At 66.5% G+C, this 23,623-nt stretch carries 28 protein-coding genes; 21 read left to right on the top strand and 7 right to left on the bottom strand.

The window, feature by feature from the left end:
* Positions 1–48: 48 nt before the first annotated feature.
* Together LH19_RS24200 and LH19_RS24195 are read left to right on the top strand one after the other, a co-directional pair.
* Positions 49–1,662 (top strand): NAD(P)/FAD-dependent oxidoreductase, encoded by a 1,614-nt coding sequence (locus LH19_RS24200; protein ID WP_054732355.1) that lies wholly within the window; start codon positions 49–51, stop codon positions 1,660–1,662.
* The gene (locus LH19_RS24195) at positions 1,659–2,213 is read left to right on the top strand and encodes a pseudouridine synthase (protein ID WP_054732352.1); all 555 of its coding nucleotides are present in this window, start codon (positions 1,659–1,661) and stop codon (positions 2,211–2,213) included. The genes LH19_RS24200 and LH19_RS24195 overlap by 4 nt, the downstream gene beginning before the upstream one ends.
* A gap of 10 nt (positions 2,214–2,223) precedes the next feature.
* Here the strand turns inward: LH19_RS24195 and LH19_RS24190 are convergent, their stop codons facing one another.
* Both LH19_RS24190 and LH19_RS24185 read right to left on the bottom strand, forming a co-directional pair.
* Entirely contained in the window at positions 2,224–2,991 is a 768-nt protein-coding gene (locus LH19_RS24190; protein WP_054732349.1) for a transporter, read from the bottom strand.
* Positions 2,981–3,724 (bottom strand): COG4705 family protein, encoded by a 744-nt coding sequence (locus LH19_RS24185; RefSeq protein WP_054734256.1) that lies wholly within the window; start codon positions 3,722–3,724, stop codon positions 2,981–2,983. The genes LH19_RS24190 and LH19_RS24185 overlap by 11 nt, the downstream gene beginning before the upstream one ends.
* A 132-nt stretch (positions 3,725–3,856) precedes the next feature.
* Between LH19_RS24185 and LH19_RS24180 the strand changes: the two genes are divergently transcribed.
* From LH19_RS24180 to LH19_RS24165, 4 genes are all read left to right on the top strand, one after another.
* Entirely contained in the window at positions 3,857–4,372 is a 516-nt protein-coding gene (locus tag LH19_RS24180; protein WP_145923588.1) for a helix-turn-helix transcriptional regulator, read from the top strand.
* Between the two features lie 180 nt (positions 4,373–4,552).
* Entirely contained in the window at positions 4,553–5,506 is a 954-nt protein-coding gene (locus LH19_RS24175) for a GAF domain-containing protein (protein WP_054734253.1), read from the top strand.
* A 142-nt stretch (positions 5,507–5,648) separates the two neighbouring features.
* Positions 5,649–7,172: an aldehyde dehydrogenase gene (gene adh / locus LH19_RS24170; protein WP_054732343.1), complete on the top strand. Its 1,524-nt coding sequence runs from the start codon at positions 5,649–5,651 to the stop codon at positions 7,170–7,172.
* A 53-nt stretch (positions 7,173–7,225) separates the two neighbouring features.
* Complete coding sequence (locus LH19_RS24165; protein ID WP_054732340.1) at positions 7,226–7,588, top strand: DUF779 domain-containing protein; 363 nt, start codon at positions 7,226–7,228, stop codon at positions 7,586–7,588.
* 200 nt (positions 7,589–7,788) lie between these two features.
* On the opposite strand, the gene ligD is transcribed toward LH19_RS24165, so the two are convergent.
* On the bottom strand, positions 7,789–10,305 hold the full coding sequence (gene ligD, locus LH19_RS24160) for a DNA ligase D (RefSeq protein WP_054732337.1): 2,517 nt from the start codon (positions 10,303–10,305) through the stop codon (positions 7,789–7,791).
* A gap of 146 nt (positions 10,306–10,451) precedes the next feature.
* Positions 10,452–11,342 (bottom strand): non-homologous end joining protein Ku, encoded by an 891-nt coding sequence (gene ku / locus LH19_RS24155; protein WP_054732335.1) that lies wholly within the window; start codon positions 11,340–11,342, stop codon positions 10,452–10,454.
* A 131-nt stretch (positions 11,343–11,473) separates the two neighbouring features.
* On the opposite strand from ku, the gene LH19_RS24150 reads away from it, so the two are divergent.
* The 11 genes from LH19_RS24150 to LH19_RS24100 all read left to right on the top strand — a co-directional run bounded on the left by LH19_RS24150 (position 11,474) and on the right by LH19_RS24100 (position 19,159).
* Positions 11,474–11,677 (top strand): zinc-finger domain-containing protein, encoded by a 204-nt coding sequence (locus LH19_RS24150; protein ID WP_054589786.1) that lies wholly within the window; start codon positions 11,474–11,476, stop codon positions 11,675–11,677.
* Between the two features lie 302 nt (positions 11,678–11,979).
* Complete coding sequence (locus LH19_RS24145; RefSeq protein WP_145923587.1) at positions 11,980–12,414, top strand: hypothetical protein; 435 nt, start codon at positions 11,980–11,982, stop codon at positions 12,412–12,414.
* Positions 12,415–12,496: 82 nt separating this feature from the next.
* Positions 12,497–13,051 (top strand): DUF4402 domain-containing protein, encoded by a 555-nt coding sequence (locus LH19_RS24140; RefSeq protein ID WP_158514478.1) that lies wholly within the window; start codon positions 12,497–12,499, stop codon positions 13,049–13,051.
* 237 nt (positions 13,052–13,288) lie between these two features.
* Positions 13,289–14,731, top strand: coding sequence for a metalloprotease TldD (tldD, locus tag LH19_RS24135; protein ID WP_054732323.1), 1,443 nt, complete (start codon positions 13,289–13,291; stop codon positions 14,729–14,731).
* A gap of 1 nt (position 14,732) precedes the next feature.
* The gene (locus LH19_RS24130; RefSeq protein WP_054732320.1) at positions 14,733–15,104 is read left to right on the top strand and encodes a hypothetical protein; all 372 of its coding nucleotides are present in this window, start codon (positions 14,733–14,735) and stop codon (positions 15,102–15,104) included.
* A gap of 71 nt (positions 15,105–15,175) precedes the next feature.
* Positions 15,176–16,390, top strand: coding sequence for a hypothetical protein (locus LH19_RS24125; protein ID WP_054732317.1), 1,215 nt, complete (start codon positions 15,176–15,178; stop codon positions 16,388–16,390).
* 93 nt (positions 16,391–16,483) lie between these two features.
* On the top strand, positions 16,484–16,888 hold the full coding sequence (locus tag LH19_RS24120; protein WP_054732314.1) for a hypothetical protein: 405 nt from the start codon (positions 16,484–16,486) through the stop codon (positions 16,886–16,888).
* Positions 16,889–17,008: 120 nt separating this feature from the next.
* A complete protein-coding gene (locus LH19_RS24115) occupies positions 17,009–17,575 on the top strand; it encodes a DUF924 family protein (protein ID WP_054732309.1) in 567 nt (188 codons plus the stop codon).
* Between the two features lie 34 nt (positions 17,576–17,609).
* Entirely contained in the window at positions 17,610–18,176 is a 567-nt protein-coding gene (locus LH19_RS24110) for a pyridoxamine 5'-phosphate oxidase family protein (RefSeq protein ID WP_054732307.1), read from the top strand.
* Positions 18,176–18,388 carry a putative signal transducing protein gene (locus tag LH19_RS24105; RefSeq protein ID WP_054732304.1) on the top strand — a complete coding sequence of 71 codons (213 nt, stop codon included), beginning with the start codon at positions 18,176–18,178 and terminating at the stop codon, positions 18,386–18,388. Before LH19_RS24110 ends, LH19_RS24105 begins: the two co-directional genes overlap by 1 nt.
* A 69-nt stretch (positions 18,389–18,457) precedes the next feature.
* Positions 18,458–19,159 (top strand): endonuclease/exonuclease/phosphatase family protein, encoded by a 702-nt coding sequence (locus LH19_RS24100; RefSeq protein ID WP_054732300.1) that lies wholly within the window; start codon positions 18,458–18,460, stop codon positions 19,157–19,159.
* A 97-nt stretch (positions 19,160–19,256) separates the two neighbouring features.
* On the opposite strand, the gene LH19_RS24095 is transcribed toward LH19_RS24100, so the two are convergent.
* A complete protein-coding gene (locus LH19_RS24095) occupies positions 19,257–19,619 on the bottom strand; it encodes a response regulator (protein WP_054732297.1) in 363 nt (120 codons plus the stop codon).
* 89 nt (positions 19,620–19,708) lie between these two features.
* Between LH19_RS24095 and LH19_RS24090 the strand changes: the two genes are divergently transcribed.
* Genes LH19_RS24090 through LH19_RS24075 form a run of 4 tightly spaced genes read left to right on the top strand, consistent with a single transcriptional unit; the run spans position 19,709 to position 22,254 of the window.
* On the top strand, positions 19,709–19,981 hold the full coding sequence (locus tag LH19_RS24090; protein ID WP_054732294.1) for a DUF3572 family protein: 273 nt from the start codon (positions 19,709–19,711) through the stop codon (positions 19,979–19,981).
* On the top strand, positions 19,978–20,619 hold the full coding sequence (locus tag LH19_RS24085; RefSeq protein WP_054732292.1) for a hypothetical protein: 642 nt from the start codon (positions 19,978–19,980) through the stop codon (positions 20,617–20,619). Before LH19_RS24090 ends, LH19_RS24085 begins: the two co-directional genes overlap by 4 nt.
* Before the next feature lie 13 nt (positions 20,620–20,632).
* The gene (locus tag LH19_RS24080) at positions 20,633–21,097 is read left to right on the top strand and encodes a RidA family protein (RefSeq protein WP_054589724.1); all 465 of its coding nucleotides are present in this window, start codon (positions 20,633–20,635) and stop codon (positions 21,095–21,097) included.
* An 8-nt stretch (positions 21,098–21,105) separates the two neighbouring features.
* A complete protein-coding gene (locus LH19_RS24075; protein ID WP_054732288.1) occupies positions 21,106–22,254 on the top strand; it encodes a GNAT family N-acetyltransferase in 1,149 nt (382 codons plus the stop codon).
* Here the strand turns inward: LH19_RS24075 and LH19_RS24070 are convergent.
* A complete protein-coding gene (locus LH19_RS24070) occupies positions 22,251–22,565 on the bottom strand; it encodes an SEL1-like repeat protein (protein WP_054589726.1) in 315 nt (104 codons plus the stop codon). The two genes, LH19_RS24075 and LH19_RS24070, sit on opposite strands and share 4 nt — an antisense overlap.
* Before the next feature lie 137 nt (positions 22,566–22,702).
* A complete protein-coding gene (gene panC / locus LH19_RS24065) occupies positions 22,703–23,545 on the bottom strand; it encodes a pantoate--beta-alanine ligase (RefSeq protein ID WP_054732285.1) in 843 nt (280 codons plus the stop codon).
* Positions 23,546–23,623: the final 78 nt, after the last annotated feature.

Genomic DNA, 23,623 nt, shown 5'->3' with positions numbered 1-23,623 from the left:
CTTTTGAATCCCGTTTCCCCCTGCCGGGTTGCACCCTAAAGGCGGGCAATGCTTCGCCTGACCGAACTGACCTTGCCGCTGCACCATGCGCCGGAGGATTTGCCCGCCGCGATCTGCAGGCGGCTGCGCATCAGCCCACGCGAGCTGATCCGCCACGTCGTCGCGCGCCGCGCGAACGATGCGCGCGACAAGACGAACATCAAGCTGATCTATTCGGTCGACGTCAATGTGAAGGACGAGGGCGCGGTGCTCGCGCGCTTCCGCAAGGACCGCAATGTCCAGCAGACGCCGAACACCGCGTATAAATTCATCACGCAAGCACCCAAAGGCATCAAGCGCCCGGTCGTCGTCGGCGCGGGGCCGTGCGGGCTGTTCGTCGGGCTGATCCTCGCGCAAATGGGGTTCCGCCCGATCATTCTCGACCGCGGCAAGGTCGTGCGCGAGCGCACCAAGGATACATGGGATTTGTGGCGGCGCAGCGTGCTCCACCCCGAATCGAACGTCCAGTTCGGCGAGGGCGGCGCGGGCACCTTCTCCGACGGCAAGCTCTACAGCCGGATCAAGGACCCGCGGCACCTCGACCGCAAGGTGCTGACCGAATTCGTCAAGGCGGGCGCGCCGCCCGAAATATTGACCGAGGCGCACCCGCATATCGGCACCTTCCGGCTGGTGACGATGGTCGAAAGCCTGCGCGAGACGATCGAGGGGCTGGGCGGCGAATATCGCTGGCAGCACAAGGTCGACGGGCTCGACATCGCCAGTGACGGCGCGGGCGAGCGCCGCGTCCAGGGCGTGCACCTGGCGGGTGGCGAGTATATCGAGGCCGACCGCGTCGTCATGGCGATCGGCCACAGCGCGCGCGACACCTTCGCGATGCTGCAGGCGGCGGGGGTGCATGTCGAGGCGAAGCCCTTTTCGATCGGGGTGCGCATCGAGCATCCGCAATCGTGGATCGACGCCTCGCGCTTCGGCGCCGACGCGGGCAACCCCATATTGGGCGCCGCAGAATATCATATCTCGCACCACTGCCGGAACGGGCGCACCGTCTACAGCTTCTGCATGTGCCCCGGCGGCACCGTCGTCGCCGCGACGTCGGAGGAGGGCCGCGTCGCGACCAACGGCATGAGCCAATATTCGCGCAACGAACGCAACGCCAATTCGGGCTTCGTCGTCGCGATCGACCCCGCGCGCGACTATCCCGGCGATCCGCTGGCGGGCATCGCCTTCCAGCGGCACTGGGAATCGCTCGCCTTCGTCGCGGGCGGATCGAACTATCGCGCCCCCGCGCAGCGCGTCGGCGATTTCCTCAAAGGACGTCCGTCGACCGAGCTCGGCAGCGTCGTCCCCTCCTATCGCCCCGGCGTGACCCCGACCGACCTCGCCGCCTGCCTGCCCGATTTCGCGGTCGAGGCGATGCGCGAGGCGATCCCGGTGTTCGGGCGCCAGATCGCGGGATACGACCATCCCGACGTGGTGATGACGGGGGTCGAGACGCGCACCTCCTCGCCCGTGCGCTTCACCCGCGGCGACGATTTTCAGAGCCTGAACACCGCGGGGCTTTTCCCGGCGGGCGAGGGCGCGGGTTATGCCGGCGGCATCTTGTCGGCGGCGGTCGACGGCATCAAGGTCGCCGAGGCCGTGGCGCGGAGTTTGATGCCATGACGACGATCCTGTTCAACAAGCCGTGGGGCGTGCTGTCGCAATTCACCGACAAGGGGATGACAGAGAGCGCGGATGGGCCGCGCGCGACGCTGTCCGACTATATCGACGTGCCCGGCGTCTATCCGGCGGGGCGGCTGGATCGCGACAGCGAGGGCCTGTTGATCCTGACCGACGACGGCGCGCTGCAGGCGCGGATTTCGTCGCCGAAGCACAAGACGCCCAAAACCTATCTGGCGCAGGTCGAGGGCGAGCCCGACGAGGCGGCGCTCGAGGCGCTGCGCCGCGGCGTCACGCTCAACGACGGCCCGACGCGCCCCGCGGCGGTGCGTCGCATCGACCCGCCCCGGCTCTGGGACCGCGACCCGCCGGTGCGATACCGCAAGAGCGTGCCCGATAGCTGGATCGAACTGACGATCACCGAAGGCCGCAACCGCCAGGTCCGCCGCATGACCGCCGCGGTCGGCTATCCGACGCTGCGGCTGGTGCGCTGGCGGATCGGGGCGTGGGAGATTGGGGATTTGGGGCTGGGGGAGTGGCGCAAGGCCCCGTGATGCGCGCCATTCAGAAGTCGAGGCCGAGAGCAACGAAGGTATGAAAACCGGCCGCGCCGCCGCCGTCGACGAACGTCGGTCCTCCCGACGCGAGAATGCGGAAAGGCGCCTTCAATTGATAGATCGCCCCGATACCGAGGCTCGTCGTGGCGCGCCCGTCGACAGCATCGGCGCCCTGGCGATCGGCCTCCACGCCAAGCAGCAGTCGATCGTCGATGCGCCGGGTAACCGCGACTCCGCCCGTCCAATAGTTGCGGTTTCCGGCGCCGGGATTGATTGCATACCCCCCGCCACCGAACAGCGACCAGTCGTCGCTATCCTTTTGAAGCCAGACAGGAAGCAGCGCGGTGACTTTACCGTTGCCCATGCCGTTGCTGGCCGTCGGCAGCGTCACACCCGGAAACGCCGCGACCGACAGTCCGGCCTCTTCATCGTGGTAAAAGCGATATTTCGCTGAAAGCTCCAAGTCGCCGGAGCCCCAGCACCAGCCCGCATTGTCATGCTCAAAGCCGATTGGCAGCCCGGCGGTGACCTGAAGATCCGGCGCCGCCCCATAGTTGATCTCGATACCCGTCGCGCCGCCGAAATCTTTACCGCGCCCTTCGATTTCGACCAGCGGTCCGTAGATTTCCCAATGCCCCTCCTCCGTCGGCTCCGGGTCGTCGGTCATGAACGGGGGCCCGGCGAAGGCGGCGGTGGGGACCATCAGCACGATTGCGATAAACAGTTGGGCGACAGCCCTTCGCCAGACACGGCGCCGCAGGTCATCACGCCGCATGCCGGAGCTCCCGGCTGGCGCCGCGCTTCGGAAGGGCCAGGATCAGGACCGCGATCGCGAGGCCGAGCACGAGCGATGCGCCCGCCCGGCTGAGTTCGAGGCCACCATGATCGATGGGCTTGTCGAGGAAGTCGCCTACGACGGCGCCCAGCGGTCGGGTGAGGATGAAAGCCGCCCAGAACAGGCCGACGCGGCTCACAGCGGTGTAACGATAGGCAAGCGCCAATGCGACGAGCAGCGCACCGAATAGTACCGCGGATCCCAGATAACCGAGCGACCCGTCGGCGACCCAGTCGCCCAGCGCCGTCCCCAGCGTCTGCGACATGGTGATCGTCAACCAATAATAGATTTCCGCTTTCGGTTCGTACACGGAGCTTACCGAAATCGTACCGAGCGCCCGATGCCATATCGCCAGCGAAGCGAGGACCGTTCCCAGCAGCAACAACGATCCGCCGGGGTAGCCGATACCGAGCGATCGGGTCGCAAAGTCCGCCATCGTCGTACCCGCAGTGGTCGAAGCGATGATCGTTGCCCAATAGAGGAACGGGTGAAACTGCCGCGCCTTGATCTGAGCCCAAACGAGGATCAGCAGCAGTGTCGCGAAGATCGCCGTGCTGACGAGGTAGCCAAGGTTCATCGACATACTGACGGTGTCGCCGGCGGTTTCGCCGAACGTCGTTGCCAATATCTTGATGACCCAAAAGCCCAATGTCACTGCCGGGACCTTGGTCATCGTGGATTTGAACGAATCCGACACTTGCGAATACTCCTTGTCAGGGTTTCGGGGATCGCTCGACAGCTAGGCCGCCGGCGCCTTCCCGCCTATAAGCAGGCGCTTAAATCCAGTGAGGTAAGCGAAAGTCCTATGCCGCCAGCGAACAGTAGAGCCTTGCGCCTGACATCGGATCAAAGCCTTTTCGCGCCGATCCTGATCGTGGCGTTGCAGGCGGTTGCCGCGGTCTATTTCCTCGTCGACGGTATCGACGATATGATCGTGCAGGCGCGCGACGGACTCAGCATCGGAATAGCGATGGAAAGCATCGTCGCGATGGCGCTGCTCGGGGGCGTCGTCATGGGCTCGCGCTACATCCGGCGCCTGACCGCCGAGTTGAACCGCAAGGAGACGGCACTTGCCAATGCACGCGGCGCGCTTGCCGAGCATATCGCCATGCGCTTCGACGAATGGGACCTGACGCCGGGGGAGGGGGAGGTTGCTCTATTTGCGCTGAAAGGATGTGACGTTGCCGAGATCGCTCGGCTGCGCGGCGCCGCGCCCGGCACGGTGCGGTCTCAGCTCAGCCAGATCTACGCCAAGGCAGGCGTAAGCAGCCAAGCGATGCTGGTGTCGCTGTTCATCGAGGATTTGCTTCTCGTCGACTAAAGCATGGACCTCGCTCAAAGAGAATAAAGCAGAAACAAACTTCTTTCCTCCGTTCCTCCACCACGCCATATCCTGTCCGGCCTGGCAGACAGGAGAGCAGCCGCGCATTGCGCAGGCGGCGGATCGCGACCCGATTTGACGCTGGCGGCGGTAAAGCGCATGATGGCGGCGAGAGGATCGATGACCGAGGCATCCCATCAGCACGCCGAACAGGTGTTCGACACGGTGCGCTCGCCGCGCCGCGCGGCGGTGTCGCCGGTCGCGGCGTCGTGGTGCCGCTCGGCGCTGCACCACCGGCTCGACCCCGCATCCGAAGGCAAGCGCGAGCTGCTCGATGCGCGCGCGATCGCCGAGCGGCGCGAGGCGCACGAACCGCTGCTGGCGGTGGCGATCCCGGTGCTCGACCAGATGTTCCGCGCGGTCGGGCGGTCGGGCTGCGGCGTCTTTCTGAGCGATGCGAGCGGCGCGATCCTCGACCATCGGATCGGCGACGGCGACGAGGGCGGTTTTGCTGAGGCGGGGCTGGTCACCGGCGGCCGCTGGGGCGAGGCCGAGGAGGGCACCAACGGCATCGGGACCTGCCTGTTCGAGGACAAGCCGGTGATCATCCACCGCGACCAGCATTTCGCGAGCCGCAACATCGACATCAGTTGCATGGACGCCCCGGTGCACGACCCGCACGGGCGGCTGATCGCGGCGCTCGACGTGTCGAGCTGCCGCGACGACCATGGCCCGGCGATGGCCGAGGCGGTCGGCGCGCTGGTCCGCGACGCGGCGCGGCGGATCGAGCGCGACTATTTCTGCCGCCATTTCGAGGGCGCGCGGATCATCTTCCTCGGCGACGCGCCCGCCGGCTGGGAATTGCTGGCGGCCGACCGCGACGATCTGGTGATCGGCGCCAGCCGTGCGGCGCGTCAGCGGCTGGGCGTCACCGACGCGATGCTCGAACGCCCGCGCCCCGTGGCGCAACTGATGGGCGGCGAGGCCGCACCGTCGTTCGAACAGGCCGACCGGACGATCCTACGCCAGGCGCTGGCGCAGGCGGGCGGCAATGCCAGCGAGGCGGCGCGGCTGCTCGGCATCGGGCGCGCGACGCTCTATCGCCGCATGGCGCGCGCGGGGCTGCGCGGCTGACCGGCGCGACCTGTCTCGGCAGCGAGACAGGTTGGCTTGCCCCGCGATCCCGGCGGCTTTCGTTTGCGCGGCGCGGGTGAAATGTTCGCCCCCGACAACGCCGGTCCCGATTCGGCGCTGCATTTGGGAAGAGGACAGACATATGGACGCCTTGGTTCAGGACCGCGCCGCGACGCTGCGGGCACCGTTTGCGGATCGTTACGACAATTTCATCGGCGGCAAGTTCGTCGCCCCCCGTTCGGGCCGCTATTTCGACAATATCTCGCCGGTCACCGGCAAGCCGGTCGGCCAGATCGCGCGCTCGGACGCCGCCGATATCGAGGCGGCGCTCGATGCCGCACACGCCGCGAAGGACGCGTGGGGCCGCACCTCGGTCGCCGAACGCGCGCTGATCCTCAATCGCATCGCCGACCGCATGGAAGCGAATCTGGAGAAGCTCGCGACCGCCGAAACGTGGGACAACGGCAAGCCGATCCGCGAGACGATGGCCGCCGACCTGCCGCTGGCGATCGACCATTTCCGCTATTTCGCCGGCGCGATCCGCGCGCAGGAAGGCTCGCTGGGCGAAATCGACGACGACACCGTCGCCTATCATTTCCACGAACCGCTGGGCGTCGTCGGCCAGATCATCCCGTGGAACTTCCCGCTGCTGATGGCCTGCTGGAAGCTCGCTCCGGCGCTCGCCGCGGGCAATTGCGTCGTGCTGAAGCCCGCCGAGCAGACCCCGGCGTCGATCATGGTGTGGATCGAACTGGTCGCCGACCTGCTGCCGCCGGGCGTGCTCAACATCGTCAACGGCTTCGGGCTGGAAGCGGGCAAGCCGCTCGCCTCGTCGAACCGCATCGCCAAGATCGCCTTTACCGGCGAGACGACCACGGGCCGGCTGATCATGCAATATGCCAGCGAGAATCTGATCCCCGTCACGCTCGAACTCGGCGGCAAGTCACCGAACATCTTCTTCGAGGATGTGCTGCGCGAGGACGACGATTATTTCGACAAGGCGATCGAGGGTTTCGTGATGTTCGCGCTCAATCAGGGCGAGGTCTGCACCTGCCCGAGCCGCGCACTGATCCACGAGAAAATCTATGACCGTTTCATGGAGCGCGCGCTGCAGCGCGTCGAGGCGATCGTGCAGGGCAACCCGCTCGACCCCGCGACGATGATCGGCGCACAGGCCTCGTCCGAACAGCGCGAGAAGATCCTCTCCTATTTCGACATCGGACGGCAGGAAGGCGCCGAAGTGCTGATCGGCGGCGCGGCGGCCGAGCTCGGCGGCGCCTTTGCGGATGGCTATTATATTCAGCCGACCGTGCTCAAGGGCCACAACAAGATGCGGATCTTCCAGGAAGAGATTTTCGGGCCCGTCGTTTCGGTGACGACCTTCAGGGACGATGCCGAAGCGCTCGAAATCGCCAACGACACGCTCTACGGCCTCGGCGCCGGGGTGTGGAGCCGCGATGCCAACACTTGCTACCGCTTCGGCCGCGCGATCAAGGCCGGGCGCGTGTGGACCAACTGCTATCACGCCTATCCCGCGCATGCGGCGTTCGGCGGCTACAAGCAGTCGGGCATCGGGCGCGAGAATCACAAGATGATGCTCGACCATTATCAGCAGACGAAGAATCTGCTGGTGAGCTACAGCCCGAAAAAGCTTGGCTTTTTCTGACCTCCCCGGCCCGCGCGCAGCCGCGCGCGGGCCACCCTGTCGAAAGGCGCCGCATGACCGCCCGCGTTGTCGCCACCGATCCGGCCCTCGCCCTGATCGCCGAGCTTCAGGCCGAATATGGCGACATCTTGTTCCACCAGTCGGGCGGCTGCTGCGACGGGTCGTCGCCGATGTGCTATCCGGCGGGCGATTTCCGCATCGGCGCGGGCGATATCCACCTTGGCGATGTCGGCAGCGCGCCCGTCTATATCGGCCGCGCGCAGGGCGATGCCTGGGCGCATACCCAGCTCATCCTCGACGTCGTGCCCGGCCGCGGCGGAATGTTCAGCCTCGACAACGGCCGCGAGCAAAGGTTCCTGACCCGCGGGCGGGTGTTCGACGAGAGCGAGCGGCGGGAATTGGGGCTGGAGTCGTAAGCCGCGGCTTTACGGCGCCTGCGCTTGGGCCAGCGGCCGGTTGCGGACATAACTGACGTGATCCCCGGCGAAAGCCGGGGCCCAGGGCGTATTCACGCTAGGCCAGCTTTCCATAGCTCTGGGCCCCGGCTTTCGCCGGGGTACACAAATGAGCGAACGTCCACCTCCCACCCCAATGCCGCCCTTCTTCGCCCGGCCTGCTACAGCGCCGGAAGTTTCTGGCCCGCAAACCCCCAGCCCTTGAGTTCGGCGCTGCCTGCGCGTTCGAGCAGTGCGGCGGCATCCCTGATCGTCCACGCCCCGGCGCTTTCGATATCGGCGAGCGCATCCCAGCCGACCGGCACCGCGACCGGCGCATTTTCGCGGGCGCGCGCCGAATAGGGCATGATCGCGGTGCTGCCGCGCTGGTTGCGGAGGTAATCGATGAAGATCTTCCCCTTGCGCTTCGCCTTGCTCATCGTCGCGACATAGCGGTCGGGTTCGGCGAGGCTGAGCGCCTCGGCAAAGCGTTTCGAGAAATCCTTGTGCGCATCCCAGTCATGCCCCGGATCGAGCGGCACGACGACATGGACGCCCTTGCCGCCCGACAGCATCGCGAAGCTGACGAGGCCGATGTCGGCGAGCTGGCGGCGGATGTCGGCGGCGGCCTTTTTCACATCGGCGAACGCGAGCCCCTCGTCGGGGTCGAGGTCGAAAACCATGCGGTCGGGCTTTTCGAGCGCGCCCGCATGGCTGCCCCAGCCGTGGAACTCGATCGTCCCCATCTGGACGCAGGCAAGAATGCCGTCGGCGTCGTCGACATAAAGATAATCCTCGTGCCCGCCGTCTTTCTCGCGGATCGGGATGTGGTGGACATGGTCGCCGAACGAACCGCTGTCGTGTTTCTGGAAGAAGCATTTTTTCGCGCGCCCCTGCGGACAGCGGACGAGGCTGATCGGGCGGCGCGCCATGTGCGGCAGCATCACCGGCGCGATCGCGGCGTAATAGTCGGCGAGATCGCCCTTGGTCGCCTTGGCCTCGGGAAAGATCACGCGGTCGCGGCTGCTGATCGTCACGTCGCTCGCCGGCTCGGGCGCCGGCTGCTGCTTTTCGGGGGTCACCTCTTTCGCCTCCTTGTCGCGGCGCAGGCCGAGAAAACTGGCATGGCGCACCGAGCCGCCCGCCGTGAATTCGGCAAAGGCGATTTCGGCGACCAGATCGGGCTTCAGCCAATGGACCTTGCGCGCGACGGCCGCATCGACGTCGACCGGCGCCGTCTTGCGTTCGCGTGCCGCAAATTTCTTCGCAAGGTCGGCCATCATCGCGGCGTCGAAACCGGTGCCGACATTGCCTTTGTAGACGAGCTTGCCTTTCTCGCGCTGGGCGAGGAGGAGCGAGGCAAAGGCGCGGCCCTTCGCCGATGACGGATTCCAGCCGACGAGGATGAACTCCTGGCGGCGGGTGCATTTGACCTTCACCCAGTTTTTCGAGCGGCGGCCCGAATAAGCGGCGTCGGCGCGCTTCGAGATGATGCCCTCCTGCCCGGCGCCGCACATCGCGGCATAGAGCGTCTCACCGGCGCCGATGACATGATCGGCGACCGCGATCGGGGGCCGGGCGCCCCGGAGCAGCGCTTCGAGCCGTTCCTTGCGTTCGAGATTGCCGAGTTTGGCGAGCGATTTGCCGTCCTGTTCGATGAGATCGAAGGCGAAAAGATGCAGCGCGGTCGCCTCGTCCTGCGCGCCGTGACCGCGTTTCAGCACCGCCTGCAGCGCCGAGAAGTCGGGATTGCCGTCCTTGCCATAAGCGACGATCTCGCCGTCGATCAGGCACGGCGGCAGATCGAGCGCCGCGATGTGGCGGACAAGCGGGGCGAACTTGTCGGTCCAGTCGAGACCGTTGCGCGTGAAGACGCGGACGTCACCCCCCGATGCGGCAATTTCGGCGCGATAGCCGTCATATTTGATTTCGTGGAACCAGCCGTTCCCGGTCGGCACCGCATCGACGAGCGTCGCGAGCTGGAGCGGGCGGAATTTCGGCGGCTTGCCGCTTGCCTTCGGCTTGGCGACGGGTTTGGCGACCTGTTTGTTATGTGCGGCGGCGGCGGCCATCTTCTTCGCGAAAGCCGCACCTTTCGCGCCCTGCAGCGACTGTTCGCCGCCCTTGTCGGCGGCGATGTCGGCCATCGTCCGGTCGGTGAGCACGCTGGTGAGCCGGCGCCCCACCAGGTCGTCGGTACCCCCGGCAAAAGCATCGTCGACCTTGCGCAGCAGCCAGTTCTCGCGCTTCTCGCCCGGGCGCGGCTTCATGCGGACGAGCAGCCATTCGCCCTTCATCCGGTCGCCGTCGAGGGTGAAATGGAGATGGCCCTTTTCGATATCCTTCGCGCTCTTGCCCGCGATGGGCGCCCAGGTACCGCGATCCCACAGCATCACCGTGCCGCCGCCATATTCGCCCTTGGGGATGACGCCTTCGAAATCGGCGTAGCTCATCGGATGGTCTTCGGTGCGCACCGCGAGACGCTTGTCGGCCGGATCGGCGCTCGGGCCTTTGGTGACCGCCCAGCTTTTGAGCACGCCGTCGATTTCGAGCCGGAAATCATAGTGGAGCCGCGTCGCGTCGTGCTTCTGGACGATGAAGCGGTTGCCGGCTCCCTTTTCGACCTTCCCCGCCGGTTCGGGGGTAAGCTTGAAGTCGCGCTTGGCATTATATCGGGCAAGAGGATCGGCGCGCGCCATCAGGGCCGACCTCCGCGACCAGCACCGCCTACTTCGTCATCCCGGCGAAGGCCGGGATCTCGACCTCGCGATGGTACGCACCGGCGAGATCCCGGCCTTCGCCGGGATGACGACAGGAAAAGTTCAAGGGGGGCCTCGGGCACTGCCTATGCCCGCTTGCGTTCCGGCGCCTTTCGCGCGGGTGCCTTCTTCGCCGCAGCTTTCTTCGCCGGTGCCTTCTTTTCGGCGGTAGCAGGCGGCTTTTTCTTGCCCTCGACCGACGCCTTCAGCGCCGCCATCAGGTCGATGACGTTCGAGCCGCGATCGATCGCGGCGGGCTCCTCGACATCCTCGAGAATCTTCCTGCCCTTGGCCTTCGCCTTCTTCGCGATGACGCGCTTCAGCGCGTCGACATAGTGATTATGATAGTCGGACGCGTCGAACTTGCCGCTTTTCTTGCCGATCAGCGTTTCGGCGAGGTCGAGCAGGTCGGCGTCGGGCTTGCCGGTGCCGACGTCGCGGAAATAATTCGCCGCCTTGCTCACCTCGTCGGCGTAACGCAGCACTTCGAGCACCAGCCCGCGCCCGCACGGGCGGAGCGCGACGAGCTGTTCCTGCCCGCGCAGCGACAACTGGCCGAGCCCGACCTTCTTTGTGCGTTTGAGCGCTTCGCGCAGCACGATATAGGCCTCTTCGGCGAGCTCGTCGGCGGGGACGACATAATAGGGCTTGGTGTAATAGAGGACGTCGATCTCGTCGGTGCCGACGAACTGGACGAGTTCGAGCGTGCGCTTGCTCTCGAGCTTCACCGCCTCGATCTCGTCCTCTTCGAGCAGGACGTAATTGCCCTTCGACATTTCGTAGCCCTTGACGATGTCGTCGGTGTCGATCGGGCCGATGCCGGGGACGATCTTTTCATATTTGACCGGCTTGCCGCTCGGTTCGTGAATCTGGCGAAAGCTGATCGCCGCGCCCGATTTGGTCGCCGGATAGATTTCGACCGGGATCGACACCAGCGCGAGCCGGATCTGTCCCTTCCAATAAGCGCGTGCGGCCATGATTCACCTCTGCTGCGGGCCGGTGCTCCCCCGCGAGTCCCAATGCATGGCGGCGCGGCGCGTTCCCGAAGCACCGGAATCGAATTTCAGCCGATTGCGGCGGCCTTCGCCGCTTGCTATGGGCGCGCTCGATGAGCAACGCAGCCCCCGCCCCCGAAACGATCCGCACGCCCAAGACCCGTATCGCCTGCGACGGGACCGGCGACGGACTGGCCGACGCCGCGCTCGGCCACCCGCGCGTGTGGCTCGAGATCGATACCGACGAAGGCTTTGCCGACTGCGGCTATTGCGACCGCCGCTTCATCCTCATCGGCGGGATCGCCGATAAAGGCTAGGCGCCGGCGGGGAGCCATCCCAGCTTCAACCCTGACGCTGCCCAGCGGACGCCACCGCGCCAATTCTCCGCTCACTTGAGATTCGCGCCCGTCCGCGCGGGGCGATGCCGCCGCCGCGACGAAACGCGTCAAACGCAACCCGCACTTTTTTGGTGGGGGTGTCTCCATGCGCCGGTGTCTTACCGCCGGAAGGAGAAATGCTTTCTCCTGAACCGATCAGAATGGAGAAAAACGTGGCATCCCTTTGTCGTCGTCTGGCTTTGTCCGCCGGAGCCCTGGCCTATATCGTGGCGTTTGTGCCGGTGAGTGCGCCGGCGGCCGCCCAGAGCTGGGAGAGCGTCCGCACCTGCCGCGGTCTCGACGGAAGAAGCCGGGTGAATTGCGAGCGCGAGCAGGAACGTGATCGCGAGCGCGAACGCGAACGTGAGCGCGCGCGTTGGGACAAGGACCGCTACGACCGCAAGGATCGCCACGCCCGTGATCGCGATCGCGACCGCGACCGCGATCGCCGCGAATGGGAGCGCAAGAAGCGCAAGGATGCCAAGAAGGACGGCGTCGTGGCGGGCGCGGTCGGCGCGGTTGTGGTCGGCGGCCTTGTCGCGGCGATCGCCAGCAGCGAAAACAAGAAGAAGAAGGAACGCCAGCGCCGCGAATATTGCGAGGACCGCTATGGCACCTACGATGTGAAGAGCGACAGCTATCGCGCATCCGATGGCCGCTGGTATCCGTGCGAGTAAGGGTAAACGCGTTTTTTACCACGCCCGTGCATCCTCGATGAAGGTCCGGCTGGCATGGTCTGTGCCAGACAGGAGCAGAATCGTGGGGATTCGAGGGACCAGAAACTGTCGGGGCGCCGCGCGCGCCCTGACCATCGGCATGGCGGCGGCGGGTGCCGCGCTGTGCGTGCCGGCCAGCGCGGCCGATACCAGTGTCACCGCCAATGCGGCGATCGTCCGCCCGAACACGCTGATCAAGACCGACGATCTCGATTTCGGGACGCTGGTCAGCGGCGCGACGGGCGGCACGGTTACCGTCAATGCCCTGACCGGCGCGCGCACGACGAGCGGCGGCGTGTCGCCGGTCGGCAACGACGCGCAGCGCGCGGTCTTTCAGGGCACCGGCGGCATCCTGCTGATCACCGTTTCGGGCAGCACGTCGGTGACGCTGGCGCGCGCCGGCGGCGGCGCGCCGACGATGACCGCCAGCCTCGTCCGCGCCGCGAGCACCAGCGGCGGCGGCATCGCGCTGCTCGGCTCGACGCTGCTGCCGAGCGGGGTGCAGACCTATTATATCGGCGGCACGCTGACCGTTCCGGCGAACCAGCCCGACGGCGATTACAGCGGGACGTTCACGCTGACCGTAAACTATCTCTAGATCAGTGTCCGCTGACGGGCGAAAGCGGACGTTCCTAACTTCGTCATTCCCGCGAAAGCGGGAACCCAGAGCGTGCGTCGGCTTACCCCACACTGGGTTCCCGCTTTCGCGGGAATGACGAAGGTTGGGGTATGGAACGTCCGCTCCCTACCCCAAAACCGACAGCCCGGCCCGCGTGCTATCGCCTCGCTGCGAACGGGCCTTTGCGTCGATGGCTCGCGCCCCTATATCTGCGTGATGACAAGCCCCACCGACCCCCGCCGCTTTCTCTACCGCGCCGACGCGCTCGACCCCGATCTGGCGCAGAAGCTGGCGCGCGAGGCGCTCGCCAAAGCCGACGACGGCGAGCTTTACTTGCAATATCGCGCCACCGAGAGCTTCGGTTTCGACGACGGGCGGCTGAAGACCGCCGATTATTCGACCGATGCCGGTTTCGGCCTGCGCGCCGTGTCGGGCGAGATGACGGGCTTTGCGCACGCGAGCGACGTCAGTGCCGGCGCGATTCGCCGCGCCGCCGAGACGCTCGCCCTGCTCGACCCGGCGACGCAGGCCCCCGCCGGGCCGCCGCCGCGCACCAACCGCCATCTTTATGACGAGGCGAACCCGCTCGACCTCATCCCCTTCGCGAAGAAGGTCGAGCTGTGCCAGCAGGTCGATGCCGCCGCACGGGCGCGCGATCCGCGCGTCGTGCAGGTCTCGGTCGCGCTCGCCGGGAGCTGGTCGGTGGTCGAGATCGTCCGCGCCGACGGTTTCCTCGCGACCGACATCCGCCCCCTCGTCCGCCTCAACGTCTCGATCGTCGTCGAGGAGAACGGGCGGCGCGAGAGCGGCTATTTCGGGCTCGGCGGCCGGTACATGTACGATCATCTGTTCGAGGAAGCGCAGTGGAACCGCGCCATCGACGAGGCGCTGGCGCAGGCGCTCGTCAACCTTCGCGCGGTCGACGCCCCCGCGGGCGAATTCACCGTACTGCTCGGCCCCGGCTGGCCCGGCGTGCTGCTCCACGAGGCGGTCGGCCACGGGCTCGAAGGCGATTTCAACCGCAAGGGCACCAGCGCTTTTTCGGGCCGCATCGGCGAGCGCGTGGCGGCGCCCGGCGTGACGGTCGTCGACGACGGCGCGATGGAAAGCCCGGTCGGCGGCGGCCGCCGCGGCTCGCTCAGCATCGACGACGAAGGCACGCCGACCGGCGAGACGGTGCTGATCGAGGACGGCATTTTGAAGGGCTATATGCAGGACCGCCTCAACGCGCGCCTGATGGGCGTCGAGCCGACCGGCAACGGACGCCGCGAAAGCTTCGCGCACGCGCCGATGCCGCGGATGACCAACACCTTCATGCGCGGCGGCAACGACGATCCCGCCGAACTGCTGAGCCGGGTCAAGAACGGCATTTTCGCCAAGAGCTTCGGCGGCGGACAGGTCGATATCGTGTCGGGCAAGTTCGTCTTTTCCTGCACCGAGGCGTACAAGATCGAGAATGGCAAGCTGGGCGACTCGATCAAGGGGGCGACCCTGATCGGCGACGGGCCGAGCGTGCTGACCAAGGTCACCGGCATCGGCAACGACATGGCAATCGACGAGGGCATCGGCATTTGCGGCAAAGGCGGCCAGAGCGTCCCCGCCGGGGTCGGCCAGCCGACGCTGCTGGTCAGCGGGCTGACGGTGGGCGGGACGGCCTGACGTGAGCGAGTGGCCCGCTGCTGCCGATTTCTATAATCGCCAGCGTGCCGCCGACCCGGCGTTCGATGTCATCGAGGATATGTACCGAAGCCGCAGGCCATGGAACGACTTGTCGGATCGGCCTGCCAATTGGTTCGAACTGGTCAAGATCGTCCGGTCGGTCTTCGGCGTTTCAATCGATGAGGCGCATCGCCTGATCCTCGCGCACGCCGGTTTCCGTCGGCTGACCCAGGCCGCAATCGACACCGATCCGGGCTGTGCCCGCTATGTCCGCCGGGGCATCGTCCGCGGACGGATGGCAGAGATCGCCGAGCTACGGGGCGAGCGGCCTGTGATCCGCCTCACTTGGCCTTCGCCCGCACCGCGTCTATAGCTCGTTCAAACATACCGAAGAATCGGGTCGCATCATCCGCGGGGCCATGCCCCTGCAAGAGGGGGATTATCATGCGTTCGAGTCTGCGTTTCGTTTCCGTCGCCGCGATTGCCGCGATGCTCGCCGCCGTTCCGGGGTCGGCGCAAAAATCGACCGGACCCAAGGAACGTTACGAGATGGACGTCGCGACGATGTCGGGGTTCGCCGCAATGGGCGGCGGCAAGGGCGGCATCGGCGGGGCGATGGGGATGATGTTCGGCGGCGATCCGGCAAGCAAGGTCGCCTATACGCTCGACCTCCGCCTCGGTTCGAACGACGCGCCGACCGCGCCGCCGCCGAAGGGCGACCATTTCTTTCAGCCGCAGGCCAAGGTCGGCAAGTCGCTGCCGCTGATCGCGCCCGAACGCGGGACGCCCGACATGCCCGGCGATTTCGAACGGCCGAAGGGCCGCCTGCTCCTCTATTGGGGCTGCGGCGCCAAGGCGGGCCCGGGGCAGCCCGTGATCATCGACTTCGCCAAGGTCGCCGCGGGACAGATGCCGCCGGGGCTGATGTCGACCGCGGTGCCGATCATCCGCGAAGTGTCGGCGGCGAACAGCCGTTCCTATACCCACTGGCCGAACGGCAAGGGCAAGCAGCCCTCGTCGGGATCGTCGCTGCTTGGGGCGCACCGGATCGCGAGCAATTATGGCTCCGACATCAATTTCACCCTCGCGCAGGATTATATGCCCGGCCTGCAGGCGTCGACCGCGATCCAGCCCGACGGGTCGGTGATGATCCGCTGGGGCGCGCTCCAGCCCGCCACGGGTTACGCGGCCTGGGCCTTTGGCGGCATGGACCGCGCCGGCAGCGGCGGCGACGTCGTGTGGTGGACGAGCAGCGCGACGAAGGAATTCGGCGGCGGGCTGTGGGACTGGTTGCCGCCAGCGACCGTCGCGAACCTGATCACCAAGAAGATCGTGATGCCGCCGTCGCAGACAAGCTGCCAGATCCCCGCCGAGGTCAAGAAGGCGTCGGGTGAAATGCTGGTCGGCAATCTCAACGCCTTCGGGCCCGAGGCCAATTTCTCCTATCCGCCGAAGCCCGCGGGCAATGCGGTGTGGAACATCGACTGGACCGCGAAAGTGCGTTTCCGTTCGCACACGATGCTGCTGATCGGCGCCGATTTCGGCGGCATGGGCGGCGCGATGGGCGGTGGCAGCGATGACGGTGCGCCCGCCGAAAAGCCCAAGAAGAAGAAATGCAAGGGTCCGCTCGGCATCCCGCTTCCCGACGGCGCCTGCTGACCGGCGACGTGCGGCTGTCAGTCAGCCGCGGTTCACGCGGCAGGGCGTAAGGAAAATGCGGGGAGCTGAGTTACGAAGTACAGGAGTCGTATCATGCGTCCGCTGATTTTCACCATCCTTGCCGCGGTTGCCGTCGCTGCCGCGCCCGGCGTCGCCGCGGCGAAAGACAAGCTCGCCCCCGAAGCGAAGCTCGAGAAATTGCTCGACGGCCGCGTTGCGGGCGCGCCGCAGGATTGCATCCCGCTTTCCTCGGTGAGCAGCAGCCAGATCATCGACAAGACCGCGATCGTCTATCGCGTCGGCAGCACGCTGTGGGTCAACCGCCCCAAGGGCGGCGCGCAGACGCTGAACGACGACGATATATTGGTGACCAAGCTGACCGGCAGCCAGCTTTGCAGCATCGACACCGTCGAACTGCGCGACCGCACGAGCCATATGTACAGCGGTTTCGTTTCGCTCGGCGAGTTCGTGCCCTATCGCCGCGCCAAGGCGGAGTAGAAGCCCGCTCCAAACTATCTGCCGTCATCCCGGCGGAGGCCGGGATCTCTTCGTGGCGAAAAATCGTTAGGTTGAGATCCCGGCTTTCGCCGGGATGACGATGTATATGAAGGATCGGCTTTGCCTCACGAAAATATCGCTCCCCCCGCCGACTGGGCGCGGCAATTGCTCGCCTTCTGGTTTGATGCGCACGGCATGGACGACTGGTTCGGCGGCGGCCCCGGTTTCGATGCCGAACTGGGCGCGCTGGTACAGGACTGGCGCGCTGCGCTGCGCTCGCTGCCCGCCGCGAGTTTCCTGACCGACCCCGAGACCGCGCTCGCGGCGATCCTGCTGTTCGATCAGGTGCCGCGCAACCTGCACCGCGGCGACGCCCAAGCCTTTGCCACCGACAGCCTCGCCGTCGCGATCGCGCGCGGGGTCGTCGAACGCGGCTGGGACCGCGACTGGAACGACGACCGCCGCGTCTTCGCCTATCTGCCCTTCGAACATAGCGAGGATATCGCCGACCAGCGCGAATCGCTGCGCCTCATGGCGCAGCTCGCCGATCCCTCTTTCCTCGAATATGCACAGAAGCATTTCGATATCGTCGACCGCTTCGGCCGCTTCCCGCACCGCAACGCCGCGCTCGGCCGCGCGTCGCGCCCCGGCGAGGAAGCCGCGATAGAAGAGGGCAAGAATTGGTGATAGAGCCGGTGCGAACCCTTGCGGAGCCCCGACGATGGCCGAATTCACCGAGACGCTGACCGACAAGCATATCGCTTTCATCGCGAAACAGCCGGTCTTCTTCACCGCGACTGCCGCGGCCGAGGGGCGGATCAACCTGTCGCCCAAGGGCTATGCCGATACCTTTCGCACCCTGTCCGAAACGCAGGTCGCCTATCTCGACTTCGGCGGATCGGGCAACGAAACGCACGCGCATCTTGCCGCGGACGGGCGGATCACGATCATGTTCTGCGCCTTCGACCGCAGCGCGCTGATCCTGCGCATCTATGGCCGCGGGCGCGCGGTGTTGCCGCAGGATGCCGATTGGGCGGCGGTCGCGGCACATTTCACGCTGCTCCCCGGCACCCGCCAGATCTTTGTCATCGATGTGACAAGCGTTCAGACAAGCTGCGGCTGGGGCGTGCCGATGATGGAACTCAGCCACGAACGCGACACGCTGCAGAAATATCACCGGCAGGCCGACCCGGTGTTGTGGGTCGAAAAGTTCAAGGAACGCGACCGCAGCATCGACGGGCTGCCGACGCGGCCGACCGATCGCTTCATCACTGGCGATCCCGCCTGATGGCGCTCGTCGAGCTGATCCGCCTGCCGAACGGTGCCGAGGCCGAATTGCTGCGCGGCCGCCTCGAAAGCGCCGGGGTGCATGCCGTGTGTTTCGACGCGGGGATGAACATCGCCGAAAGCGTCGGGCTGCTCATCCCGGTGCGGCTGATGGTACTCGACGAGGATCTGGACGAAGCAAAGGCGTTGCTCGCCGAGTTCGACGCGCGATGAACGCAACCGAATCGGCGGCCCGTTCGTCCTGATCGCAAGACAAGCCAAGGAAAGCAGCCGCCCTCTCCCATGATCAAGGTCGCCAGTTACAATATGCGCAAGGGCATCGGGCTCGACCGCCGCCGCGATCCGGGGCGGGTGCTGTCGGTGCTCGGCGAGCTCGACGCCGACATCGTCGCGCTGCAGGAAGCCGACCGGCGTTTCGGCACCCGCGCGAGCGCGATCCCGCCGCACATGTTCGCCGAGCATAGCGATTATGTCCCGGTCGACCTGCTCGACGGCCGCCCCTATGCCATCGGCTGGCACGGCAATGCGCTGCTCGTCCGCAAGGGCGCCGAGGTCGAGGAGAGCCATGCCCTCCACCTGCCGACGCTCGAACCGCGCGGCGCCGTCGCGGCGACGGTCCGCCTCGGCGACACACGGCTGCGCGTCGTCGGCATGCACCTCGACATTTCGGGGCTGCGCCGCCGCCAGCAGGCGCGCGCGATCCTGAACCATGTCGCCGAGGGCGAGGAACTGCCAACGATTCTGATGGGCGATTGCAACGAATGGCGCGCGTCGGGCGGCTGCCTGAGCGATTTCGGCGCCCGGCACCGGCTGGTCGATACCGGGCACAGCTTTCACAGCCGCCGCCCGGTGGCGAAACTCGACCGCATCTTCGCCTCGCCCGATCTCGAGGCGGTCGAGGCCGGGGTTCACCGCAGCCCGCTCGCGGCGCGGGCGTCGGACCATCTGCCGATCTGGGCGCGCTTCGCCAAGGCTGGCCGATAACCGCGCAGGCGGCACGACAGGCCTGGCTATCGGGATGACGATGGAGGCAATATCTGCCTTCGGCCGTTGGCGCAGGTACCGTTTTCCAGATCTGGTTTCAGGCGAAGGCGCCGACGCTTTCGATGAACTTGATCACCGAAATCGGCTTCGAGACATAGGCCTCGGCGCCCGCGGCGCGGATCTGGTCCTCGTCGCCCTTGCCGGCATAGGCGGTGACCGCCATGATCGGGACGGCGCGCAGCGTCAGGTCGGCCTTCATCTGGCCGATCAGTTCGAGCCCGCTGACATGCGGCAGCTGAATATCCATGATGATGAGGTCGGGCGAAATCTCGCGCGCTTTCGCCAGCGCGTCGCGGCCGTCGCGCACGGGGTGGGCGCTATAGCCATGGGCATTCAGGAGGTCGCAGAAGAGGCGGAGGTTGAGCTCATTATCTTCGACGACCAGGATGGTCTTGCCCATGATTATTCGCTTCCCCACCTTGCGTCCGCGGACCGTTTAGGCGAATCGGGCCGCGGAAACAATCGCCTCGCCGACGAAGGATATGCAAGTTGCAGGAAGCCGATGAAGCGCTGGCGCTGCAGGTGCTGGGCTGGATCTTGACCGACGAACCGCGTGCCGAGCGGCTGCTCGGCATGACCGGGCTTACCCCGGCGGCGCTCCGCGAATCGCTCGGGCAGCGGGCGACGCTGGCGGCGATCCTCGGCTTTCTGACGGCGCACGAGCCCGACCTTGTCGCCTGCGCCGGCGCACTCGATATCGAACCCGAAGCGCTGGCTGCCGCCGCGCGCCGCCTGGAAGGCGATGAAAGGACAATGGCATGACCCGCCCGCTGGTGATCACCGACTGCGACGAGGTGCTGATGCACATGGTCGTTCCCTTCGCCGAATGGGTCGACGCCGAACATGGCGTGCTGTTCCGGATGGAGGATGCGAGTTTTGCGGGTGCGCTGAAGCGCAAGGAATGCGGCACGCCGCTGGAGGCGGCCGAGGTGTGGCCGCTGCTCGACGGGTTTTTCCGCGCCGAGATGAGCCGCCAGCACCCGATCCCCGGTGCCCTCGCCGCGATGGCGGCGATCGCCGAGCAGGCCGATATCGTCGTGCTGACCAACGTCGGCCCCGAGCATCAGCAGGGGCGGATCGACCAGCTCGCCGCGCACGGCTTTCATGCGCCGGTGATCGGCAGCCGCGGCGGCAAGGGCGAACCCGTGCGGCGGTTGATCGAGGAATACCGGCCGTCGGTTGCGGTGTTCATCGACGACCTTGCCGGCCATCATCAGTCGGTCGCGATCGAGGCGCCCGGCGTGTGGCGGCTGCATCTGGTCGGCGAGCCGGCGATTGCGGACAAGATTGCGCCGGCGAAACATGCCCACGCGCGAATCGACGATTGGAAAGAGGCGCAGGGCTGGATATTGGCGCGGCTTGCCGAAAACATCCCCGCCCCGGCCCCCGAACCGGTTTAAGAAGGACAGACCCATGGATATTGCCGCCAAGCTCGCCGAACTCGGCCTCGAACTCCCCAAGCCTGCGGCGCCGGTCGCCGCCTATGTGCCCGCCGTCGAGCTGGGCGGGCTGCTCCACATCAGCGGGCAATTGCCGTTCCGCGACGGACAGGTCGTGACCGGCCGGCTCGGCACCGACATGGACGAAGCGACGGGCTATGACGCCGCGCGCCGCTGCGCGCTGATGCTCGTCGCGCAGATCGGCCGCGCGGTCGACGGCGACTGGTCGCGGGTCGAAAAGATCGTGAAGCTGGGCGTCTATGTGAATAGCGACCCCGCCTTCACCGCGCAGCCGAAGGTCGCGAACGGCGCGTCGGAACTGATGGAATCTTTGTTCGGCGAAGCCGGCCGCCATGCGCGCAGCGCGGTCGGCGTCGCGGTGCTTCCGCTCGGCGCCGCGGTCGAGGTCGACGCGATCGTCGCGGTGAAGTCCGCTTAAGGACGCCGGTGGCCGAAGCCGACCCGCCCGCCCGGACCATCTCGCTCGGCAGCGGCGTCGCCGCGCTCGACGCGGCGGCGTGGGACGCGCTGGCGGGCGGCCGCAATCCCTTCGTCGGGCATGATTTCCTGTCGCTGCTCGAAGAATCGGGCAGCGTCGGGCCGGGCACCGGCTGGCAGGCAGCGCCGCTGCTCGTCGAGGATGCGGTGGGGGCGCTGGTCGCCGCGGCGCCCGCCTATCTCAAGTCGCACAGCCAGGGCGAATATGTCTTCGATCAGGGCTGGGCCGACGCCTGGGCGCGCGCCGGCGGCGATTATTATCCGAAGCTGCAGATCGCGGCGCCGTTCACGCCGGTGCCCGGGCCGCGGCTGCTGGCGTCGGACGACGGCGACGCAGTGCTGCTGATCCGCGCCGCCGAGGCGGTGGTGCGGCAGAACGGGCTGTCGTCGGCGCACGCCACTTTCGTGGCGCCCGAACAGATGCCGCTGTTCGAGGCGGCGGGCTGGCTGGTCCGCCGCGACATCCAGTTTCATTTCGCCAATGCCGGCTATGCGAGCTTCGACGATTTTCTCGCGACGCTGACCTCGGCGAAGCGCAAGCAGCTTCGCAAGGAACGCGCCCGCGCGGTCGAAGGCCTGCGGATCGAGGAGCTCACCGGCGACGCGCTCCGCCCCGAACATTGGGACGCGATGTGGCAATTTTATCAGGACACCGGCGCGCGCAAATGGGGGCATCCTTACCTGACGCGCGAAGCGTTCGACCTGATGGGCGCGCGCATGGCCGACCGGATCGTCCTCGTCCTCGCTTATGACGATAGGCAGCCGGTGGCGGGGGCGATGCATTTCGTCGGCGCCGATACGCTGTACGGCCGCTACTGGGGCTGCCTCGTCGACATCCCCTATCTGCATTTCGAGCTATGCTATTACCGGGCGATCGACATGGCGATCGCGCGCGGCCTCAGCCGGGTCGAGGCGGGCGCGCAGGGCGGCCACAAGCTGGCGCGCGGTTACGGACCGGTCGCGACCTGGTCGGCGCATTTTATCGCCGACCCGGGATTTCGCCGCGCGGTCGCAGATTTCCTCGAACAGGAGCGCCGCGCCGAAGAAACGGAGATGGAATGGCTCGAAGGGCATATGCCCTTCAGGCGGAAGGATTAGGCCGCGAAGCGGCGGGCGGCGGGACGGCGGGCCGTCTCGTCGAGCCAGGCGCGCGCCTGGCGCTGCGCTTCGGCGATTTCGTCGCGGCTCATTTCGTCGGACAGGTCGGCGCGGCATTGCTGGCCTTCCTTGTTGCCGCCGAGCGCTGCGAGGTTGAACCATTTATGCGCCTGGATGAGGTCGACATCGACCCCGCCGGTGCCGGTCGAGAAAGCGATTCCGAGATCGAAATAGGCATTGGCGTCGCCGCGGGCGGCGTCGAGCAGCCGGCTTTCGATCAGATACTGGGCAGACTTCAGACTGTTTGCCATGATAACCCCCTTTGCCTCCACCCCACATGGAGACCTCGGGGTCCAACCTTGCGGCTTATGGTCAACAAAGCGTTAACGATGGCGCGACTTTTTCGGGGATAAAGTCCGGAAGCGGCAGAAAAGCGAGGATTTTTCCGTTAACCCCCGACCGGGTAATTGTCGATCAGCCGCGTTTTGCCGATCCGCGCCGCGGCGAGGAGCCGGGCGGGTTCGCGAAATGTCGTGAGCCGTTCGAGGCTGGCGGCGTCGGCGAGCGCGACATAATCGACGCTGTCGAAGCCGCCCGCGACGATTGCGGTCTCGGCCGCGGCGAGGCTCGCGGCAACATCGGCGCCGCCGGCGATCGCCTTGGCTGCGGTCTTCAGCGCGTCGGGAAAGGCGGCCGCCGCGCCGCGCTGTTCCTTCGACAGATAGGCGTTGCGCGACGAGAGCGCGAGCCCGTCGGGATCGCGCGCGATCGGCGCGCCCAATATGTCGAGCGCGAAATCGAGGTCGCGCGCCATGCGGCGGATGATCGCGAGCTGCTGCCAGTCCTTTTCGCCGAAGATCGCGACGTCGGGCCGCACCTGATTGAACAATTTGGCGACAACGGTCGCGACGCCATCGAAATGGCCGGGGCGCGCGGCGCCGCAATAATCGGCGCCCAGTTCGGCGACCTCGATATGCGTGCCGTGCCCGGCAGGGTACATGGTGGCGACGTCGGGCGCCCACAGCAGGCCGACCCCCTCCTCGACCAGCAGCGCGGCATCGCGCGCCTCGTCGCGCGGATAGGCGGCATAATCCTCGTTCGGCCCGAACTGCGTCGGATTGACGAAGATCGACACGACGACATGGTCGGCGACGCGGCGCGCCATGCGGACCAGCGACAGATGCCCCGCATGCAGCGCGCCCATCGTCGGCACCAGCGCGACGCTCTTTCTGCCCTGCTTCAGTGCCGTAACGGCACGATGAAGCGTGGCGATATCACGGATGATTTGCACCCTTGCCCGCCCTCCGATATTGGCGGCGCTGAACACGCCACCCCGTGCGGCTCCCATGCGCCGCCAACAGGAAAATCG

This window comes from Sphingopyxis macrogoltabida (assembly GCF_001314325.1).
GTDB classification, from domain to species: Bacteria; Pseudomonadota; Alphaproteobacteria; order Sphingomonadales; family Sphingomonadaceae; genus Sphingopyxis; species Sphingopyxis macrogoltabida.
Note: the sequence above shows the minus strand (reverse complement) of the source record. Positions and strands in the feature narration are given on the sequence as shown.

Bases quoted from the DNA above. Each gene is read 5' to 3' on its own strand.
- LH19_RS24185 (WP_054734256.1), bottom strand. From the start codon at position 3,724: ATGACCAAGGTCCCGGCAGTGACATTGGGCTTTTGGGTCATCAAGATA.
- LH19_RS24085 (WP_054732292.1), top strand. From the start codon at position 19,978: ATGACCCGCCCGCTGGTGATCACCGACTGCGACGAGGTGCTGATGCAC.
- LH19_RS24175 (WP_054734253.1), top strand. From the start codon at position 4,553: ATGACCGAGGCATCCCATCAGCACGCCGAACAGGTGTTCGACACGGTG.
- LH19_RS24190 (WP_054732349.1), bottom strand. From the start codon at position 2,991: ATGCGGCGTGATGACCTGCGGCGCCGTGTCTGGCGAAGGGCTGTCGCC.
- LH19_RS24080 (WP_054589724.1), top strand. From the start codon at position 20,633: ATGGATATTGCCGCCAAGCTCGCCGAACTCGGCCTCGAACTCCCCAAG.
- LH19_RS24110 (WP_054732307.1), top strand. From the start codon at position 17,610: ATGGCCGAATTCACCGAGACGCTGACCGACAAGCATATCGCTTTCATC.
- LH19_RS24165 (WP_054732340.1), top strand. From the start codon at position 7,226: ATGACCGCCCGCGTTGTCGCCACCGATCCGGCCCTCGCCCTGATCGCC.
- LH19_RS24070 (WP_054589726.1), bottom strand. From the start codon at position 22,565: ATGGCAAACAGTCTGAAGTCTGCCCAGTATCTGATCGAAAGCCGGCTG.
- tldD (WP_054732323.1), top strand. From the start codon at position 13,289: ATGACAAGCCCCACCGACCCCCGCCGCTTTCTCTACCGCGCCGACGCG.
- LH19_RS24195 (WP_054732352.1), top strand. From the start codon at position 1,659: ATGACGACGATCCTGTTCAACAAGCCGTGGGGCGTGCTGTCGCAATTC.
- ku (WP_054732335.1), bottom strand. From the start codon at position 11,342: ATGGCCGCACGCGCTTATTGGAAGGGACAGATCCGGCTCGCGCTGGTG.
- LH19_RS24105 (WP_054732304.1), top strand. From the start codon at position 18,176: ATGGCGCTCGTCGAGCTGATCCGCCTGCCGAACGGTGCCGAGGCCGAA.
- LH19_RS24095 (WP_054732297.1), bottom strand. From the start codon at position 19,619: ATGGGCAAGACCATCCTGGTCGTCGAAGATAATGAGCTCAACCTCCGC.
- LH19_RS24120 (WP_054732314.1), top strand. From the start codon at position 16,484: ATGCGTCCGCTGATTTTCACCATCCTTGCCGCGGTTGCCGTCGCTGCC.
- LH19_RS24125 (WP_054732317.1), top strand. From the start codon at position 15,176: ATGCGTTCGAGTCTGCGTTTCGTTTCCGTCGCCGCGATTGCCGCGATG.
- LH19_RS24200 (WP_054732355.1), top strand. From the start codon at position 49: ATGCTTCGCCTGACCGAACTGACCTTGCCGCTGCACCATGCGCCGGAG.
- adh (WP_054732343.1), top strand. From the start codon at position 5,649: ATGGACGCCTTGGTTCAGGACCGCGCCGCGACGCTGCGGGCACCGTTT.
- ligD (WP_054732337.1), bottom strand. From the start codon at position 10,305: ATGGCGCGCGCCGATCCTCTTGCCCGATATAATGCCAAGCGCGACTTC.
- LH19_RS24180 (WP_145923588.1), top strand. From the start codon at position 3,857: ATGCCGCCAGCGAACAGTAGAGCCTTGCGCCTGACATCGGATCAAAGC.
- LH19_RS24150 (WP_054589786.1), top strand. From the start codon at position 11,474: ATGAGCAACGCAGCCCCCGCCCCCGAAACGATCCGCACGCCCAAGACC.
- LH19_RS24100 (WP_054732300.1), top strand. From the start codon at position 18,458: ATGATCAAGGTCGCCAGTTACAATATGCGCAAGGGCATCGGGCTCGAC.